Below are 16,867 nucleotides of genomic sequence, written 5' to 3' on the forward strand. Positions count from 1 at the left end.
GCCGCCATCTCATCGCAATGCGCAGGACACGCGGACCTGTTTTCCTTGCACACCTATGACCGACCACCTCTCCCCCCTCGACGTCGCCTTCCTCGCCATGGAGGGCAACAGCAATCCGCTGCACCTCGGCGCGGTGGCCACGTTCACGCCCACTAACCTCGTGCACCCGGCGCGCATCGCCGCCGTGCTCTGCGAACGCGCCGCGGAAGTCCCCCGCCTGCGCGCCCGCGCCCGCACCGGCCTGCTCGGCGGCGCGCGCTGGGTGGAGGATCCCGGTTTCGCGGCTGAAGATCACGTGTTCACGCACCACGTTCGTGGCCGCGACCGCTTCGCCACGCTGATCTCGCACCTGATGGCCCAGCCGCTCGACCTGGCGCGCCCGCCGTGGGAGCTGCACGTGGTCACGGGCCTGGCCGGCGCCCGGTTCGCGGTGTTCGCGAAGCTGCACCACTCGTTGTGCGACGGCATGAAGGCGGTCGGCCTGGGCCTGCGCCTGTTCGACGCGTCCCGACTGTCCATTCCGGATGCCGCGGAGCCGGCGCCGCGCCCGCTGCTCCCGTCGCTGCCGTCGTTGCGGGGCATCAGGGACACCCTGGACATCGCGTCCGCCGTGCTGCAGAACACCCGCCCGCCGACGCTGAACTCGCCGGTGCTCACCTCGTCCACGCGCCCGCGCCGGGTGGTCATGTCGCGTGTGGACCTCGCCGACGTGCACCGCATCCGCCGCGCGCACGGCGGCACGGTGAACGACGTGCTGCTGGCCCTGGTGACCGGTGCGCTGCGCCACTGGCTGACCGCGCACGACGCGGCCGGCCCGACCGCCGCGGTGCGTGCGCTGATCCCGGTGAACCAGCGCACGCGCTCCGGCGACGGCGCGGCCGGCAACTCGATCTCCGGTTTCTTGGTGTCCCTGCCGGTCGGCGAACCGGACCCGCTGGAACGCCTGCGCTCGGTGCGCACCCAGATGGAGTCCGCCAAGGCCGCCGGCCCCGACCGCGGCGCAGGCGCCCTCCCGCTGCTCGCCGACAAGGTCCCCGCCCTGCTGCACCGCCTGGCCGCCCCGGTGGCCGCGCGCTGCGCACCCCTGCTGTTCGACACGCTGGTCACCTCGGTCCCCCTGCCGTCCGTGCCGCTGTCGCTGGACGGCGCCGCACTGGCCGAGATGTACCCGGTCGCACCCGTCGCCCCAGGTCACGCGGTCGGGGTGGCGCTGTCGGTGTACCGGTCGTCGGTGCACGTCTGCCTGCACACGAACCAGTCGTGGATGTCGGACCCGCAGTGGCTCGACGGGGTGCTGCGGCGCGAGCTGGCGGCGTTGAGCGGAACCCGTTCGCTGGTGGGCTCGGTGCGCTGAGGTCTCACCCGACCGGGTGAAGCTCGTCCGGATTCACGCTTGGGTCCGTCTGGTAGATGTCCGAAACAGACCACCTCGCGCGCCCCGCAAAACGGAAACGCGGGAAGGAGGGCCCACGGGAGTTTGCTCCGACGAGGACACGGGCAGCCCACGCCCATGAGCAACACCCTGGTCCTCGACGTGGACGGAACCCTGGTCGACACCAACTACCACCACACCGTGGCGTGGCTGCGCGCGTTCCGCAGCCTCGACCTGACGGTGCCGGCCTGGCGCGTGCACCGCGCGATCGGCATGGGCGGCGACCGCATGGTGGCCGCGGTGGCCGGCGACCACGTGGAAGAACAGCACGGCGACACCCTCCGCACGACCTGGGAACGCTACTTCGACGAGCTGATCGACGAGATCCAGCCCTTCGAAGGCGCCCACCGCCTGATCCACGCCGCCACCGACATGGGCCTGTCCGTCGTGCTGGCGAGCTCCGGCAAGAGCAAGCACATCGAGCACTACCTGAAACTCCTCGACCCCGGCGAAGTCGCCTGGACCACCTCCGACGACGTCGACGCCAGCAAACCCGCCCCCGACATCATCCAAGCCGCCCTCCGCGAGGCGAAGGGCAACCGAGCGGTGATGATCGGCGACTCGGTCTGGGACTGCGAAGCCGCCCGCCGCGCGGGCCTGCCGTCCATCGGCATGCTGACGGGTGGGGTGAGCGAGGACGAGCTGATCGACAGCGGGGCGTCGGCGGTGTACCCGGACCTGGACACGGTTCGCGGGGAGCTGGCGGATCTGCCGTTCGGGGAGGTGGACGAGTCGGCCAGCTGATGGGCTGGGTGGCGGCGAACGGCGGTTGAGCCGGGGCGGCTGGGGTGGAGCTGCGGCGACCGTTGGGGTGCGCCGAATGCCGCGGCGGCTGTTGAAGCGAACAGAGCCGAGCCACTCCGAGCCAGAACCGTGCCAAGCGCGACCAGCCGACGCCCTAAGGCTTCTGCCCCTGCGTGGGCCGGGGCTTCGAAGTGGTCGCCGCCCGCTCCTTGCTCCGCCGAGTCGTGTCCGTCTCCTCCGCCACGACGACCTCACTGGTGGGCACGACGTCCGTGGTGGTCACCTCAGGCGGCACCACCCCGGGCGCCGAAGACCCGCTCGGCCCCGCACTCCCCGACTGCCCGGTGGGACGGACCACCCCGGGTTGGCCGGATTCCGCCGTGTGCACCACGGTCACCGTCGACGCTGAAACGGTCACGACCTGCGTGGACGGGTCCGATGCCACCTGCGGTGCCGCCGGGGCGTTGTCACCGCCACCGGCCAGCGCGAACACCACGGCCGCGACACCGACGGCCCCGACGGCGAACGCGGCGGCGGTCAGGGCCCAGCGGCGGGAGCGGGTGGGTGGGGTGGGGGTGTCGTGGGCGGCCACCGGTGCGGTGGGCAGGAGGGCGGGTACGCCGCGGCTGGCCTCGTGGGCGGCTTCCAGTGCGGTGCGGCACTCGGCCGCGGTGGGGCGGCGGGACGGGTCGGAGGCGGTCATCGCCGTCAGCAGCGAGATCCAGGACACCGGCAGGTCGACGGGGACGCGGGGTGGGCGGGCGAGGCGGGCGAGGGCGGCCTCCGCGTCGCCGCCGGGGTACTCGGCGCGGCCGGTCAGGCATTCGAGCAGGACCAGGCCGAGGGAGTAGATGTCGGCCTTCGGGCCCACCTCGGCGCCGCGGACCTGTTCGGGGGCCAGGTAGCCGGCGGTGCCGACGAGGATGCCGGAGGAGGTGACCCTGGTGAGCTCCGGCAGGAGGGCCAAGCCGAAGTCGGCGAGGTAGGCCTGCTTCTCGGCGTCGTCGAGGAGGATGTTCGACGGCTTCACGTCGCGGTGCACGACGCCGAGGCCGTGGACGTGGTCGAGGACCGCCGCGACCTGGCCGCCGATGCGGGCGATGAGGCGCGGGGGCAGGGGTTCGCGCATGCGCTGACGCAGGGTGCCGCCGGAGATCTCGCGCATCACGAAGTACGGGCGGCGGGCGACCTTGCCGGAGCTGTACACGGGGATGATGCCGGGGCACTCGACGGAGGCGAGCATCGTCGCCTCGCGCTGCAGGCGGATCTCGTCGTCGGGCAGGCCGGGGCCGGAGAACACCTTGATGGCGACCGAGCTCGTGGTCGAGCGGTCGTAGGCGCGGTAGACCTCGGCCATGCCGCCGGAACCGAGCAGCGAACCGACGACGAAGCGGTCGTCGATCACCGACCCGGTCAGGTCGCCGTCCCACGGCTCGTTCATGCGCCTCCGCTCATCGCGCAGCAACCTAACCGGTCGCGTGGAATCCCGGCTACCCGGTCACCGTGAAGATCAACCGGGTGGCGGACGGCCCGTGTGCCGTCCCACCAGCTCCTCATCGGTTCAGGCGGGGCCGGCGTAACTGAGCGGGACCTGAAGAAAATTCCACGTGCACCGGATGCCGCAACGCTTTGATGGGCCGATCGGGTGACGTCACTCGAAGCGCAGCTGGTGGCCGACGTCCGCCGTCACCAAGCAGCCGGACATCGACCGCCACAGCCGCACGAGCCGGGACCGCAGGTCACTGCCGCCGCTCAGCGCCTGGGCGACGAGCTGCGCGCCGAGCAGCTCCGCGACCATCTGCTCGGCGGCGTGCCGGATGTTCACGTCGGCCCTGAGCTCGCCGCGTTCCTGGGCCAGCGACAGCACCTCACGCACCACCGCGACCCAGCCGACGACCTGGGCGGCGGCTGCGATGTCGAAGAACACGGCCTCCCGCAACAGCTTCGCGCTCACCCGCACGCCGAGGTCGGTCTCCAGCCTGCGGACGAACTCGAACGACATCAGCACCAGCGCCTGCACCGGTGACTTCTCCGCGTCCAGGTACTCGTCGCGCAGCCGGTGCCACAGCAGGGACTGCTCCTCGACCAGGGCGACGCCGAGCGCCTCCTTCGAGCGGAAGTGGCAGTACAGCGCGCCTTTCGACACATCCGCCCTGGAGCACACGTCGGTCAGGCTGGAGCCGGCGAAACCGTCGCGGTCGAACACCTCGGCCGCGGCGGCCAGGAGCTTGGCGCGGGTACGTGCGGACTGCTCACGCCTGCTGTTCATGCCCCGGTCCGCGCGGCGGCACCGGTCGCGGTCGCGACGGCGAGGGTGTCGGGCATGTGCCAGTACTGCTCGATCTCCCCCAGGTGCACGGAGAGGACCGCGGCGAACTGCGCCAGCACCCGCTCGCCCGTCGCGAGCACCCGCCAGCGCGCCCTGCCGAACACGGCCGCGTCGCCTCCGTCGACGACGACCTGCCGCACCGCGAGCTGTTCCAGGTCGAACGTGGCGAACAGCGTCAGGAAGTGGGACTCGACCTCTCGCCGGGTGCGCGCGCCGAGGGCCCACCGGACGCCGTTCGGGTCGGCCGCCTCCCATTCCACGGTCGGTGCGCACAACCGCGCGATGCCGGAGGCGTCCTGTGCCGCGAGGCGCGCGAGGAACACCTGCACCACTTCGACCGTCGAGAGCATTTTTCCTACCTTGTCATCCAGGTCATTGCCTCGGCAACGATGCCCATGGCGGTCACACTACTGAGGGGTGCGGAATCCGAGTGCGCACACCCCATTGGCCCAGCTCAGTTCGGCCGAACATCCGATCGGTTGATTCCTGCGGTACGCGAACGTTCAACGACCGGCGGTATCACCGCAATGCACGGACCGAACTCCCGCGCTTTGCGGCAGTCTGGACGCACACCGGCATCTCACCGAAACGGAGCAGAACCGTGCTCAAGGCAGTCCGTGCAGCCCACGAGCACCAGGAGACCCCGCCGATTACCGCCTTGATTCCGCGGGCGCGGCGAGAGCAGGGCCTGACCCAGCGCGAACTGGCGGACCTGTTGTGCGAGATCTCACAGAACGACAGCGTGACCCGCGAAGAAGTGTCGAGGTGGGAACGCGGGAAGCGCATTCCCGGGCCCTACTGGCGCGCGTGGATCAGCGCCGCCCTCGACGTGCCGCACGACGAGGTCGACCGGGCAGCGCTGCTCGAACGGGAGTCGCGCAGGGCCAGGGCAGAGGACCACCCCGGTTAGCGGGAGCGGGTGGACGGCAGGGGTCCACCCGCCCGCGGGAGGGGCGGCGCCCGGTGGCCGTCACGGGCGCCGCCCCTCCGCAGGCCCTCGAAAGAAAGTCTTCGGCCCTTCTCCGGGATTTGCACTACTCGCGAGTAGCACGATTGGCGGTATGCCGGGGCCTTTCCCGGTGAAGGTGAACAGGATCGCACTCGGGTGAATACTTCGCCGTTGTCGGCAGCGCGTTCAGCGGTACGGTGCCGAGCGCACGCCGGCAGCGACTCGCGTGACACCGGCTACAACGCCACGAGCTTTGGCTTCCACATTCTCTCTCTGGGCGAGAACGAGCTCTGAGCTGTCTTCACAGACTCCTTTCGAGTCCGAACGAGTGAGCCGGAGCCGATCCAGTGGCAAGACCGGTGGGAATTGTCCCGCCCCACTCTTCGAAAGGACAGCACGCGGCGCCCGTTATTCGGCGGCGAAGTGCGCTTGGACGTCCTCCACGAACCGACCGAGCAGCCGGCCGAAGGTCTCCTGGTCCTCGGTGGACCAGTCGGCGATCGCGTCGGCGAACGACCCGAGCACCGCCTCCAGGTACCGCCCGGCCGCCGCGTCACCCGGCTCGGTCAGCTCGACGAGCCGCGCCCTCTGGTCGCCGGGGTCGGTGACGCGGCGGACCAGACCCGCGCGTTCCAGGTCGTGCAGGTGCCTCGTGACGTGCGGACCGGCGACCTGCATCCGCGTGGCGATCTCCCCGACCCGCAGCGGCTGACCGGCCATGCGCAGGGTGATCAGCACGGTCAGGCCCGGCCGGTCGAGCGGGATGCCGACGCGTTCCACGGCCCTCTCGACCAGGCGGCTCCGGTTGAGCACGGTGCCCAGGCGCAGGAGGTGCGGCAGCATCGCCGCGGGGTTCAGGCCCTCGCCCACAACTTACCTACCTAACTTAGGTATATGCTTGCGTCGGTCGTGAAACGATACCTAAGTTAGTTAACGGAGGCTTTCGTGAGCTCAGTCCTGATCTCCGGCGCCAGCGTCGCCGGTCCGTCCCTCGCGTTCTGGCTGCGGCGGCACGGCTTCGACGTCACCGTCGTGGAGCGGTCCCACACCCTGCGCGGCGGCGGCTACCCCATCGACATCCGCGGCACGGCGCTCGGCGTGGTCGAGCGGATGGGCCTGCTCCCCCGGCTGCGCGAGGCGCACGTCGACACCCAGCGGATCACGTTCCTCGACGCCGGTGGTGAGCGCGTCGCGTCGATCCGGCCGGAGACGATCACCGGCGGCGACGACCACCGCGACCTGGAGGTGCGGCGCGGTGACCTCGCCGAGATCCTCTACGAGGTCGTGCGCGACGACGTGGAGTTCCTGTTCGACAACTCCGTCGTGGCCATGGACGACCACGACGGCGGTGTGGACGTGACGTTCCGCAGCGGCCTTCAGCGCACCTATGACCACGTCGTCGGCGCCGACGGGCTGCACTCCGCGGTGCGCGCGCTGACGTTCGGCCCGGAGGAGCAGTTCCACCGCTACCTCGGGTACTGCTTCGCGGGCTTCACCCTGCCCAACCACCTCGGTCTCGCGCACGAGGCGCTGCTGTGGAACGAACCCGGCCGCGCCGCCGCGCTCTACGCCGTGGGCGAGGAGCCGACCGTGCACGGGTTCCTGAGCTTCACCCGCGCCGAGGCCCCGTTCGGCGCCTTCCACGACCCGCTGGCCCAGCGCGACCTGGTCGCGGAGGTCTTCGCGGGCGACGGCTGGGAGGTGCCGCGGCTGGTCGCGGCGATGCGGTCGGCCGAGGACCTGTTCTTCGACACGGTCAGCCAGATCCGCATGCCGCACTGGTCGTCCGGTCGCGTCGCGCTCGTCGGTGACGCCGCATACGCCCCGTCGTTCCTCACCGGGCAGGGGTCGAGCCTCGCGCTGGTCGGCGCGTACGTGCTGGCCGGCCACCTCGGCACGGCACCGGACCACGCGGCGGCGTTCGCGGCGTACGAACGCGGCACCCGGCCGTTCGTCGAGGCGAACCAGAACCTCGTGCGGGAAGGCGACGCGGAGCTGTTCCCCGGCACGGCGGAGGCCCTCGCCGCCCGCAACGCCGCGTTGCGGGAGCGGGAGACCATGGCGACGGGCGGCAGCCGTCCCGAGCACTCCGCGCTCGTGCTCCCCGAGTTCGGCTAACGCCGCTCGTAGCGGGTCATGACCACCCCGCCGGGGAACGTCCGCGTCTCCACGAGGGCGAGGTCCACCCGGCCGTCGAAGACGGGGAAGAACGGCGTGCCGCCGCCGACCAGGACCGGGTGGGTGACGACCTGGTACTCGTCGACCAGCCCGGCCCGCACGGCCGCCGCGGCCAGCGCCGCGCCGCCGACCCGCATCGGCCCGCCGTCGCCGTCCCTGAGCCGGGTGATCTCGGCGACCGCGTCGCCGGGCACCACGCGGGTGTTCCAGCCGGCCACCCCGACCGTGGAGGAGAACAGCACCTTCGGCGTGTCCCGCCAGTTCCGCGCGAACTCGACCTCGGCCGGGGTGGCGCCCGGCCGCTGGTCGCCCGTCGGCCAGTGGGAGCTCATCGCCTCCCACAACCCGCGCCCGTACAGGAACAGCTCGATCGCCTGCTCCTGTTCGAGCCACCACTCGAACAGCTCGTCGCTCGACACGCCCCAGCCGATGTCACCACCGGTCGCGGCGACGTGGCCGTCGAGGCTCACGTTCATGCCGTAGGTCAGCTTCCGCATGACGCCATCTTGCCGTCGAGGTACCGCACAACCGAGGAACAGGTTCCCCACAGGTGCCTCACAGGAACCGGCCGCAGTCTGGGTGCCATGACGGACAACCACGACCGCGGCCTCCAGTACGACCTCGCCACGCTCCTCGGGCGCCGGCGGGCGCTGACGCTGTTCGGCGGCGCGGGCCTCACCCTCGTGGCCTGCGCCCCGTCGACCACCACGACCACGTCGTCCCCCACGACCTCCACCTCGGCCGGCGCCCGGGGCGTCGCGCTGGAGGCGATCCCCGAGGAGACCGCCGGGCCGTACCCCGGTGACGGCTCCAACGGCCCGAACGCGTTGACGCAGAGCGGCATCGTGCGGTCCGACATCCGCTCCAGCTTCGGCTCGTCGACCCGCACGGCCGAGGGCGTGCCGCTGACGATCGAGCTGACCGTGCGGCACGAGGACGGCACGCCGTACCCCGGTGCGGCCGTCTACCTGTGGCACTGCGACATCAACGGCGACTACTCGATGTACTCCGACCGCGTGAAGGACGAGAACTTCCTGCGCGGCGTGCAGGAGACTGACGCGAGCGGGAGGCTCAAGTTCGTGAGCGTGTTCCCCGGCGCGTACTCGGGGCGATGGCCGCACGTCCACTTCGAGGTCTACCCGAGCCTTTCCGAGGCCACCGGGGCGGGCAACAAGATCACGACCTCGCAGCTCGCACTGCCGGAGTCGACGTGCAAGGAGGTCTACGGCACCACCGGCTACACGCAGTCGGTGCGCACCATGTCGCGATCCTCGCTGCAGCAGGACATGGTGTTCCGCGACGGCGTCGACCAGCAGATGGCGACCATGTCCGGCAACGTGTCCGCCGGCTACACGGCCTCACTCACCTTCGCGGTGCAGGGCTAGCCACAGCTCGGCACGCAGGCCGGGCGAGTCCAGGGAGCGGCCCAGCGCCTGCTCGGCCCTGCGCACGCGGCTCTTCAACGTGTGCCGGTGCACGCCGAGCCGGGCCGCCGCCGGGTCCCACGCGCCGTGGTGGCCCAGCCAGACCCGCAAGGCCTCCCTCGCCCCGGCGTCGAGCGGCCGCAGCAGCGCGGCGGCGAACCCGTCCGGCAACGGGATCCGGCCGGCCAGGTCCTCGAACGCGCGCACCCCCGCTTCCCGCGCCCGCACGGCCTCCCGGTAGCCGCGCACGACCTGCGTTCCGTCCACTTCGGACGACGAGAAGCCGTCGGACTCGGCCGCCAGCACCACGACGTCACCGTCGTGCTCGGCCCAGAACACGTCGTCGTCGTCCGGTGGCGAGGTGACGAGGTGGACGCGGAACCGCTCGGGCAGGCCGTCGACCGGCAGTCCCGCGAGGAGCAGCCGGAACTGCGCGGCGCGCAGCTCCCCGCGGGCCGCGTCGACGGCGTCGTTCCGCGCCAGGGCGAGGGTGAGCAGGGACGCCGCGGTGTTGACGATGCCGGGTTCGGGCCGGGTGGTGCCCACGGCGAGCACACCGCGTGCCCGGCTGCCGAGCACCTGGAGGAACACGTGGGTCCCCGCGAGCTCGAACGCGGCGCTCGCGAGCCCGCCGGCGGTCCGCAACCGGGCCAGCTCGGCGGTCAGGTCGGGCACCAGGCGCGGGTTGTGCGCGTGCACGGGGTGACCGGCGGCGTCGAGCAGCACGACCCAGCCGTCGACCCACTGGCCGAGCCGGCGCACCACACCCCCGACCCCGGCCCTGACCGCGGCACGGGTGAGCGCGCGCTGGGCCTCGCTGGTGCGGGTGAGGGCGGCGTACTCGTCGGCGGCCACGGCCCTCGACACGGCCTTGCTGATCGCGATGAACGGCACCTCGCGCGGCACCTCCACCAGCCCGAGCCCGGTGCGGCGGGCGGCGTCGACGAGCGCGGGCGGCACGGCGGCGTGGCTGAGCCCGGTGCCGAAACCGAGGCCGACGACCCCCGCGCGCACCAGCCGGTCGACGTAGTCCTCCCCCGGCTCGCCCAGTCCGGTGGTCAGCAGCAGCTCACCGCCCTCCAGGAACGGCGCCGGGTCGGCGAGCTCCGTGCCGTGCACCCAGCCGACCGGTCGTGACACGTCACCGGCGAGCACCGGCAACCGCAGCGCGGACGCGAGCTCCCGCAACGTGATCGGCATGTGCCAGTTTGTACAGCGAGGCCGCTGCTGATCGCCATTTCCGCCACTGCGCACCGCGCTGACCAGGACCATGCTGACCCCATGACCCGACTGCGCACCTCGCTGCCCGGCCCGAAGTCGCTGGAGCTCCAGGCACGGCGCACGAACGCCGTCGCCGCCGGGGTCGGCTCCGCGCTGCCCCTCCACATCGACTCCGCCGACGACGGCCTGCTCGTCGACGTCGACGGCAACCGGCTGATCGACCTCGGCTCCGGCATCGCCGTCACGAGCGTCGGCAACCCCGCGCCCGCGGTGGCCGAGGCCGTGCACGCGCAGATCGACCGGTTCAGCCACACCTGCTTCATGATCACCCCCTACGAGGGGTACGTGGCGGTGTGCGAGGAGCTCAACGCCCTGACCCCCGGCACGCACGAGAAGCGGTCGGTGCTGGTCAACTCGGGCGCGGAGGCCGTGGAGAACGCGGTCAAGATCGCCCGGCACGTCACCGGCCGGGCGGCGGTCGTCGTGTTCGACCACGGCTACCACGGGCGCACGAACCTCACGATGGCGCTGACGGCCAAGAACATGCCGTACAAGCACCGCTTCGGGCCGTTCGCGCCGGAGGTGTACCGGGTGCCCACGTCTTACCCGCTGCACGACGGCCTCACCGGTGCCGAGGCGGCTGAACGGGCGATCACCGCGATCGAGAAGCAGGTCGGCGGCGACAACACCGCGGCCGTCGTGGTCGAACCGGTCCAGGGCGAGGGCGGGTTCATCACACCCGCGCCCGGTTTCCTGCCCGCCGTCGCGCGGTGGTGCCGCGAACGCGGGGTGCTGTTCGTGGCCGACGAGATCCAGACCGGGTTCTGCCGCACCGGGGAGTGGTTCGCCTGCGACCACGAGGGCGTGGTGCCGGACCTGGTCACCACGGCCAAGGGCATCGCGGGCGGTCTCCCGCTGGCCGCCGTCACGGGACGCGCCGAGATCATGGACGCCGTGCACGTGGGCGGACTCGGCGGTACCTACGGCGGCAACCCGGTGGCGTGCGCTGCCGCGCTGGGCGCCATCCGCACGATGCGCGAGCGGGGCCTCAACGCCGCCGCACGCCGCATCGAGGAGATGGTGCTCCCCCGGCTCAGTGCGGTCGCGGAGAAGACCGGCACGATCGCCGAGGTCCGCGGCCGTGGCGCGATGCTCGCCATCGAGCTCACCGAACGCACGCCCGAAGTCGCCGCCCGCGTGGCGAAGGCGTGCCACGAACAGGGTGTCGTCGTGCTGACGTGCGGCACTTACGGCAACGTGATCCGTCTGCTGCCCCCACTCGTCATCCCGGACGACCTGCTCGCCGAAGGCCTCGACGTTCTCGAAGGAGCTTTGCTCGCATGACCGACTTCCACACCCCAGAAGACGTCGAGAACGCGGTCGCGCAGGCGCACGCGGTCGCTCCCGAGCTGGCCGCCCTGCCGGCCCACCGCAGGGCCACCGCGCTCGACCACGTGTCGACGCGGCTGGCCGAGCGCGCGGAGGAGTTCGCGCAGGCCATCACCGACGACTCCGGCAAGCCGCTCAGGTGGTCGCGGGTCGAGGTGACCCGCGCGGTCTCCACGTTCCGCTGGGCCGCCGAGGAGGCCCGCCGGTTCTCCGGCGAGCTGCAGCGCCTCGACACCGACCCGGCCGCCGAGGGACGGCTCGCGCTGGTGCGGCGGGTGCCGCGCGGGCCGGTGCTGGGCATCGCGCCGTTCAACTTCCCGCTGAACCTGGTGGCGCACAAGGTCGCGCCCGCGCTGGCCGTCGGTGCGCCGATCGTGCTGAAGCCGGCGCCCGCCACGCCGAAGGCCGCGTTCCTGCTCGGGGAGCTGCTGGCCGAGACGGACCTGCCCGGGGGCGCGTGGGCGGTGCTGCACCTGGCCAACGAGGACACCGCGCGGCTCGTCGAGGACCCGCGGCTGCCGGTCGTGTCGTTCACCGGCTCCGGCCCGGTCGGGTGGGGCATCAGGGACCGGGTGCCGCGCAAGCACGTCACGCTGGAGCTCGGCGGCAACGCGGCCGCGATCGTGGCGCCGGACTGGACCGACGTCGAGTTCGCCGCGCAGCGCATCGCCACGTTCGCCATGTACCAGGCCGGGCAGTCGTGCATCTCGGTGCAGCGCGTGTACGTGCACACCGACGTCTACGACGCGGTGGCGGACGCCGTTGTGGCGCAGGTGAAGAAGCTCGACGTCGCCGGCGACGTGGGTCCGTTGATCAACGACGCCGCCGCCGACCGGGTCGAGGCGTGGGTGGCCGAGGCGGGGGCCACGGTGCTGACCGGCGGCACCCGCGACGGCCGCACCTACGCGCCGACCGTGCTCACCGACGTGCCCGCGACCGCGAAGGTCAACGCCGAGGAGGTGTTCGGCCCGGTCGTCACGCTGACCCGCGTCGACAGCGTCGAGGAGGCCTTCGACCTGGTCAACGCGTCCCGGTACGGCCTGCAGGCCGGGGTGTTCACGACCGACGTGCGGCTCGCCTTCCGCGCGGCGCACCGGCTCCAGGTCGGTGGCGTGATCGTCGGCGACGTGCCGAGCTACCGGGCCGACCAGATGCCGTACGGCGGGGTGAAGGAGTCCGGTGTCGGGCGCGAGGGGCTGCGGGCGGCGATGGAGGACCTGACCGAGCCGCGCGTGCTGGTGCTGACGGGCCTCGAACTGTGAGCTGAGCCGGTCGCGGTGCTGCCATGATGGCTCGCGTGGCCGTCACGATCAGGGATGTCGCTCGCCAGGCGCAGGTCTCCGCGTCGACGGTCTCGCGCGCGCTCAGCGCACCCGGTCTGGTCAGCGAGGCCACCCGGCAGCGGGTGCTGGAGGTCGTGCGCGGGCTGGGCTACCAGCCCAACCGCGCCGCCCGCAGCCTGATCACCGGGCGCACCGGCAACCTCGGCATCGTGGTGCCCGACCTGGAGAACCCGTTCTTCCCCGCGGTGCTGCGCGGCGTGCAGACGCGGGCGGGCGAGGCGGGCACCTCGGTGTTCTTCTGCGACAGCAGGAAGGACGCGCTGGTCGAGGCCGAGCTGGTGCGGACGATGGCCGCGCAGGTCGACGGCCTGGTGCTGTGCGGGTCGCTGCTGTCCGACGAGCAGGTCGCCGAGCTGGCGGACGCCACACCGCTGGTGCTGCTCAACCGCGTCGTGCCCGGTGTGTCGTCGGTGCTGATGGACAGCGCCCTCGGCATGGACCAGGTCGTCGCGCACCTGGAGTCGCTGGGGCACGCGCACCACGTCTACCTCGGCGGCCCGGCCGGTTGGTCGAACCACCGGCGGGAGCAGGGCCTGCGGGGCCGTGCGGAGCTGCTCGGGTCGTTCGAGCCGAACTTCGCCGGCGGGCTGGTCGCGGCCGAACGGGCGCTGGCGACCGGTGCGACGGCGTTCATCGCCTACAACGACCTGGTCGCGCTCGGCGTGCTCAGCCACCTGGCGGCGCGCGGCGTGCGGGTGCCCGAGCAGGTGAGCGTGACCGGGTTCGACGACATCCTGTACGCGGCGATGTGCTCGCCCGCGCTCACGACCGTGACGATGCCGACCGAGGAGGGCGGTCAGGTCGCCGTCGACCTGCTGACGGACCTCCTCGGCGGTGGCGAGGCCCGGACGCGGGAGCTCCCGACGACGCTCGTGGCCCGCGCGAGCACCGGGCGAGCGCCTTGATCTCCAGCTAAGTGGAGCTCCTGGGGTCGGCGTCCTGACCGGTCGTCGAGGTGGGGGTTGTGATGCGGGCTGTTCGCGTGCACGGGTTCGGTGGTCCCGAGGTGCTCGTCGCGGAGGAGGTGCCGGACCCGGTCGCCGGGCCGGGACAGGTCGTGGTCGGGGTGGCGGCCGCGGACGTGATCTTCCTCGACACGCTGCTGCGGCGGGGCTGGGGCCACGAGCACTTCCCCACGCACCCGCCCTACGTGCCCGGTGGGGGCGGTGCCGGACACGTGCTGTCGGCAGGCGAGGGCGTGGACCCGGCGTGGGTCGGCCGGCACGTCGTCGCGCGCGGCCCCGCGGGGTACGCGGAGCAGGTCGTCGTGCCGGTCGGTGACGTCGTCGCGGTGCCGGACGGCCTGGGCTCGCCCGAGGCGGCGGCGCTGCTGCACGACGGCGTCACGGCGCTGAACCTCCTGCGCCGCGTGGAGATCGGCGAGGGTGACTGGGTGCTGGTGGCCGCCGCGACGGGTGGCGCGGGCTCCCTGCTCGTGCAGCTGGCCCGTGCTGCCGGGGCCCTGGTCGTGGCGGCGGCCCGCGGTGACCGCAAGCTCGCCCTGGCGGAGGACCTGGGAGCGCACGTCACCGTCGACTACTCGGCCGAGGGCTGGCAGGACCGCGTGCTCGACGCGACCGACGGCGTGCAGGTGGCCTTCGACGGTGCGGGCGGGCCGCTCGGCCGGGCCGTGTTCGAGACCGTGGCCGCGGGTGGGCACTTCGTCACCTACGGCACGTCGGACGGCTTCGCGGACATCGACCCCGAGCTCGCGCGGCACCGGCAGGTGCACGTGGACTACCCGTTGGCAGACGGTCCACCCGCTCCGGCCACGGTGCACGAGCTGCTCACGGAAGCGCTCGCGCTCACGGCACGGGGCCGGCTCCGCCCGGTGATCGGTGCGACCTACCCGTTGACGCAGGCCGCGAAGGCGCACCGGGCGCTGGAGGAGCGCACGACGCTGGGCAAGTCGCTCCTGCTCGTCTGAGGCGGGGTCAGCGCAGCGCGGCGGTCTCCGTGACCGCCCGCAGCGCGGCCACCACGGCCGAGAACGGCGGCAGGAACGGCCGGTCCACCGGCGTCTCCCCCAGCCAGCCGACACCGCCGCGGTCGATCCGCGACGGCGGCAGCGGCACGAGCGTGCCCAGCCGGTGCGTCAGCGCGCCGCGGGCCCGCAGGCGGATCAGGTTCACCTGCGACGCCTCGTCGGCGGACTCGGTGAGCAGGAGCCACCGCCCGGGAGCCCCCGGCAGCGCCACCACCGGTCCGCCGAGCATCCGCAGGGCGAGGTAGTGCCGCACCTCCTCGCCGATCGCGGAACCGAGCTCGACGGCGGAGACCTGGTGGTCCGTGGTCAGCAGCAGCCTGTTCTCGGAGCGCAGCACGAGCCAGCCCCAGTCCGAGTAGCGCTGCTGGGCCGCGGAGAACGTGTCGGGGTGCGGTAGTACTCCCTTAGGCGAGCTCATGGATCTCACCCTCACTTGATCGAGGTGTAACGCCGATCACACGATTTGACTCCCCGCCGCCATGAACTCACTATCGGGCCGCCATCGGCACACTCGAACGGGGCTGGAGAGCGTGACTCACCTGCGTGAACGCCACCTGACCATGATCGCACTGGGCGGCGTGATCGGCGCCGGTCTCTTCGTCGGGACAGGGGCGGGAATCGCGATCGCCGGACCGGCGGTCCTCATCTCGTTCGGGCTCGCCGGGCTGCTCGCGCTGCTCGTGATGCGCATGCTCGGGGAGATGGCGGCCGAACACCCCAGCGGGGGCGCGTTCTCGGTGCACGCGGAGAAGGCGATCGGGCCGTGGGCCGGGTTCACCGTCGGCTGGGGCTACTGGTCGGCGGTCGTCGTGGTGCTCGCGGTCGAGGCGACCGGGGCGGCGAAGATCGCGTCCGGGTGGCTGCCCGCCGTGCCGCAGTGGGCCTGGGTGCTGGTGTTCATGTCGGTGCTGACGGCGGTGAACCTGGCGAACGTGCGGAACTTCGGCGAGTTCGAGTTCTGGTTCGCGGGCCTCAAGGTCGCCGCGATCGTGCTGTTCCTGCTGCTCGGTGGTGCCGCGGTCCTCGGTCTGCTGCCCGGTGTGGACTCCCCCGGCGTGAGCAACCTGCGCGACTTCCTCCCGCACGGCTGGGGCGGCGTGGTCGCCGGGCTGATGGCGGTCGTGTTCGCGTTCGGCGGACTGGAGGTCGTCACGATCGCCGCCGCCGACGCCGAGGACCCCAAGCGCGCCATCGGCAAGGCGGTGCGCACGTCGGTCACCCGGCTGCTGGTGTTCTACCTCGGCTCGATGGCCGTCGTCGTGACCCTGTTGCCGTGGAACGACTCCGAGGTCGGTGCGAGCCCGTACGTGGCGGTGCTCACCAGGATCGGCATCCCGGGCGCGGCGCAGATCATGAACGTCGTCATCTTCGTGGCACTGCTGAGCGCCATCAACGCCACCCTGTACGGCGCGGCCCGGATGCTGTCCTCGCTCGCCGACCGCGGCGAGGCGCCGAAGTCGTTGCTGCGGCGCAGGAACGGCGTGCCGCGCAACGCCGTGCTGGCGTCGGTGGCGTTCGGCTTCGTGTCGGTGGGGCTCAACTACCTGTGGCCGGACACGGTGTTCCTGCTGCTGCTCAACGCCGTCGGCTCGGCCCTGCTGGTCGTGTGGGGCTTCATCGCCGTGTCGCAGCTGCGGATGCGCCGCGGCATCGCCGACCCGGTCGTGCCGATGTGGGGCTACCCGTACCTGTCGTGGCTCGCGCTGGCGGCGATCGTGGGGATCGTCGGGCTGATGCTGGCCGACTCCCAGGCCCGCGGCCAGATCCTGTCGACCGGCGTGCTGTTCGCGGTCATCGCGGCCGTCGGCGTGGCCAGGTCGGCACGGCGGAGCACCGCCGGCTGAACCGCTTGCGGCACAGGCCCTGCTTGC

17 protein-coding genes are annotated in these 16,867 nt (G+C 72.2%); 10 read left to right on the forward strand and 7 right to left on the reverse strand.

The window, feature by feature from the left end; all coding sequences use genetic code 11:
- Positions 1-55: 55 nt before the first annotated feature.
- Both ACZ7CF_RS31200 and ACZ7CF_RS31205 read left to right on the forward strand, forming a co-directional pair.
- Positions 56-1,354: a wax ester/triacylglycerol synthase family O-acyltransferase gene (locus ACZ7CF_RS31200; RefSeq protein ID WP_470371253.1), complete on the forward strand. Its 1,299-nt coding sequence runs from the start codon at positions 56-58 to the stop codon at positions 1,352-1,354.
- A 156-nt stretch (positions 1,355-1,510) separates the two neighbouring features.
- Positions 1,511-2,176 (forward strand): HAD family hydrolase, encoded by a 666-nt coding sequence (locus tag ACZ7CF_RS31205; protein ID WP_470371254.1) that lies wholly within the window; start codon positions 1,511-1,513, stop codon positions 2,174-2,176.
- 154 nt (positions 2,177-2,330) lie between these two features.
- On the opposite strand, the gene ACZ7CF_RS31210 is transcribed toward ACZ7CF_RS31205, so the two are convergent.
- The 3 genes from ACZ7CF_RS31210 to ACZ7CF_RS31220 form a co-directional block, all read right to left on the reverse strand.
- Entirely contained in the window at positions 2,331-3,617 is a 1,287-nt protein-coding gene (locus tag ACZ7CF_RS31210; protein WP_470371255.1) for a serine/threonine-protein kinase, read from the reverse strand.
- 210 nt (positions 3,618-3,827) lie between these two features.
- Positions 3,828-4,445 (reverse strand): ScbR family autoregulator-binding transcription factor, encoded by a 618-nt coding sequence (locus ACZ7CF_RS31215; protein WP_360396178.1) that lies wholly within the window; start codon positions 4,443-4,445, stop codon positions 3,828-3,830.
- A complete protein-coding gene (locus ACZ7CF_RS31220; protein ID WP_360396176.1) occupies positions 4,442-4,855 on the reverse strand; it encodes a nuclear transport factor 2 family protein in 414 nt (137 codons plus the stop codon). Before ACZ7CF_RS31220 ends, ACZ7CF_RS31215 begins: the two co-directional genes overlap by 4 nt.
- 251 nt (positions 4,856-5,106) lie before the next feature.
- Here ACZ7CF_RS31220 and ACZ7CF_RS31225 point away from each other — a divergent pair, with 251 nt between their 5' ends.
- The gene (locus ACZ7CF_RS31225) at positions 5,107-5,415 is read left to right on the forward strand and encodes a helix-turn-helix transcriptional regulator (protein WP_360396174.1); all 309 of its coding nucleotides are present in this window, start codon (positions 5,107-5,109) and stop codon (positions 5,413-5,415) included.
- A 447-nt stretch (positions 5,416-5,862) separates the two neighbouring features.
- Here the strand turns inward: ACZ7CF_RS31225 and ACZ7CF_RS31230 are convergent, their stop codons facing one another.
- Positions 5,863-6,324, reverse strand: coding sequence for a MarR family winged helix-turn-helix transcriptional regulator (locus ACZ7CF_RS31230; RefSeq protein ID WP_360396172.1), 462 nt, complete (start codon positions 6,322-6,324; stop codon positions 5,863-5,865).
- 75 nt (positions 6,325-6,399) lie between these two features.
- Between ACZ7CF_RS31230 and ACZ7CF_RS31235 the strand changes: the two genes are divergently transcribed.
- Entirely contained in the window at positions 6,400-7,572 is a 1,173-nt protein-coding gene (locus ACZ7CF_RS31235) for an FAD-dependent monooxygenase (RefSeq protein WP_458431265.1), read from the forward strand.
- On the opposite strand, the gene ACZ7CF_RS31240 is transcribed toward ACZ7CF_RS31235, so the two are convergent.
- Positions 7,569-8,129, reverse strand: a complete 561-nt coding sequence (locus ACZ7CF_RS31240) for a dihydrofolate reductase family protein (protein WP_470371256.1) — start codon at positions 8,127-8,129, stop codon at positions 7,569-7,571. The two genes, ACZ7CF_RS31235 and ACZ7CF_RS31240, sit on opposite strands and share 4 nt — an antisense overlap.
- A gap of 87 nt (positions 8,130-8,216) precedes the next feature.
- On the opposite strand from ACZ7CF_RS31240, the gene ACZ7CF_RS31245 reads away from it, so the two are divergent.
- A complete protein-coding gene (locus ACZ7CF_RS31245) occupies positions 8,217-9,017 on the forward strand; it encodes a dioxygenase family protein (RefSeq protein ID WP_470371257.1) in 801 nt (266 codons plus the stop codon).
- On the opposite strand, the gene ACZ7CF_RS31250 is transcribed toward ACZ7CF_RS31245, so the two are convergent.
- Entirely contained in the window at positions 8,991-10,256 is a 1,266-nt protein-coding gene (locus tag ACZ7CF_RS31250; RefSeq protein WP_470371258.1) for a PucR family transcriptional regulator, read from the reverse strand. The genes ACZ7CF_RS31245 and ACZ7CF_RS31250 overlap by 27 nt on opposite strands.
- Positions 10,257-10,337: 81 nt before the next feature.
- On the opposite strand from ACZ7CF_RS31250, the gene gabT reads away from it, so the two are divergent.
- The 4 genes from gabT to ACZ7CF_RS31270 all read left to right on the forward strand — a co-directional run bounded on the left by gabT (position 10,338) and on the right by ACZ7CF_RS31270 (position 14,936).
- On the forward strand, positions 10,338-11,621 hold the full coding sequence (gene gabT / locus ACZ7CF_RS31255; protein WP_470371259.1) for a 4-aminobutyrate--2-oxoglutarate transaminase: 1,284 nt from the start codon (positions 10,338-10,340) through the stop codon (positions 11,619-11,621).
- Positions 11,618-12,928 (forward strand): aldehyde dehydrogenase family protein, encoded by a 1,311-nt coding sequence (locus ACZ7CF_RS31260; RefSeq protein ID WP_470371260.1) that lies wholly within the window; start codon positions 11,618-11,620, stop codon positions 12,926-12,928. The genes gabT and ACZ7CF_RS31260 overlap by 4 nt, the downstream gene beginning before the upstream one ends.
- A gap of 26 nt (positions 12,929-12,954) precedes the next feature.
- Positions 12,955-13,914, forward strand: a complete 960-nt coding sequence (locus tag ACZ7CF_RS31265; RefSeq protein WP_470371289.1) for a LacI family DNA-binding transcriptional regulator — start codon at positions 12,955-12,957, stop codon at positions 13,912-13,914.
- Between the two features lie 62 nt (positions 13,915-13,976).
- Positions 13,977-14,936 (forward strand): zinc-binding dehydrogenase, encoded by a 960-nt coding sequence (locus tag ACZ7CF_RS31270; protein ID WP_470371261.1) that lies wholly within the window; start codon positions 13,977-13,979, stop codon positions 14,934-14,936.
- Positions 14,937-14,943: 7 nt separating this feature from the next.
- On the opposite strand, the gene ACZ7CF_RS31275 is transcribed toward ACZ7CF_RS31270, so the two are convergent.
- Positions 14,944-15,414 (reverse strand): hypothetical protein, encoded by a 471-nt coding sequence (locus ACZ7CF_RS31275; RefSeq protein ID WP_360396157.1) that lies wholly within the window; start codon positions 15,412-15,414, stop codon positions 14,944-14,946.
- Between the two features lie 112 nt (positions 15,415-15,526).
- Here ACZ7CF_RS31275 and ACZ7CF_RS31280 point away from each other — a divergent pair, with 112 nt between their 5' ends.
- A complete protein-coding gene (locus tag ACZ7CF_RS31280) occupies positions 15,527-16,840 on the forward strand; it encodes an amino acid permease (RefSeq protein WP_458431259.1) in 1,314 nt (437 codons plus the stop codon).
- Positions 16,841-16,867 lie beyond the last annotated feature (27 nt).

Source organism: Lentzea sp. NPDC036955 (assembly GCF_055608005.1).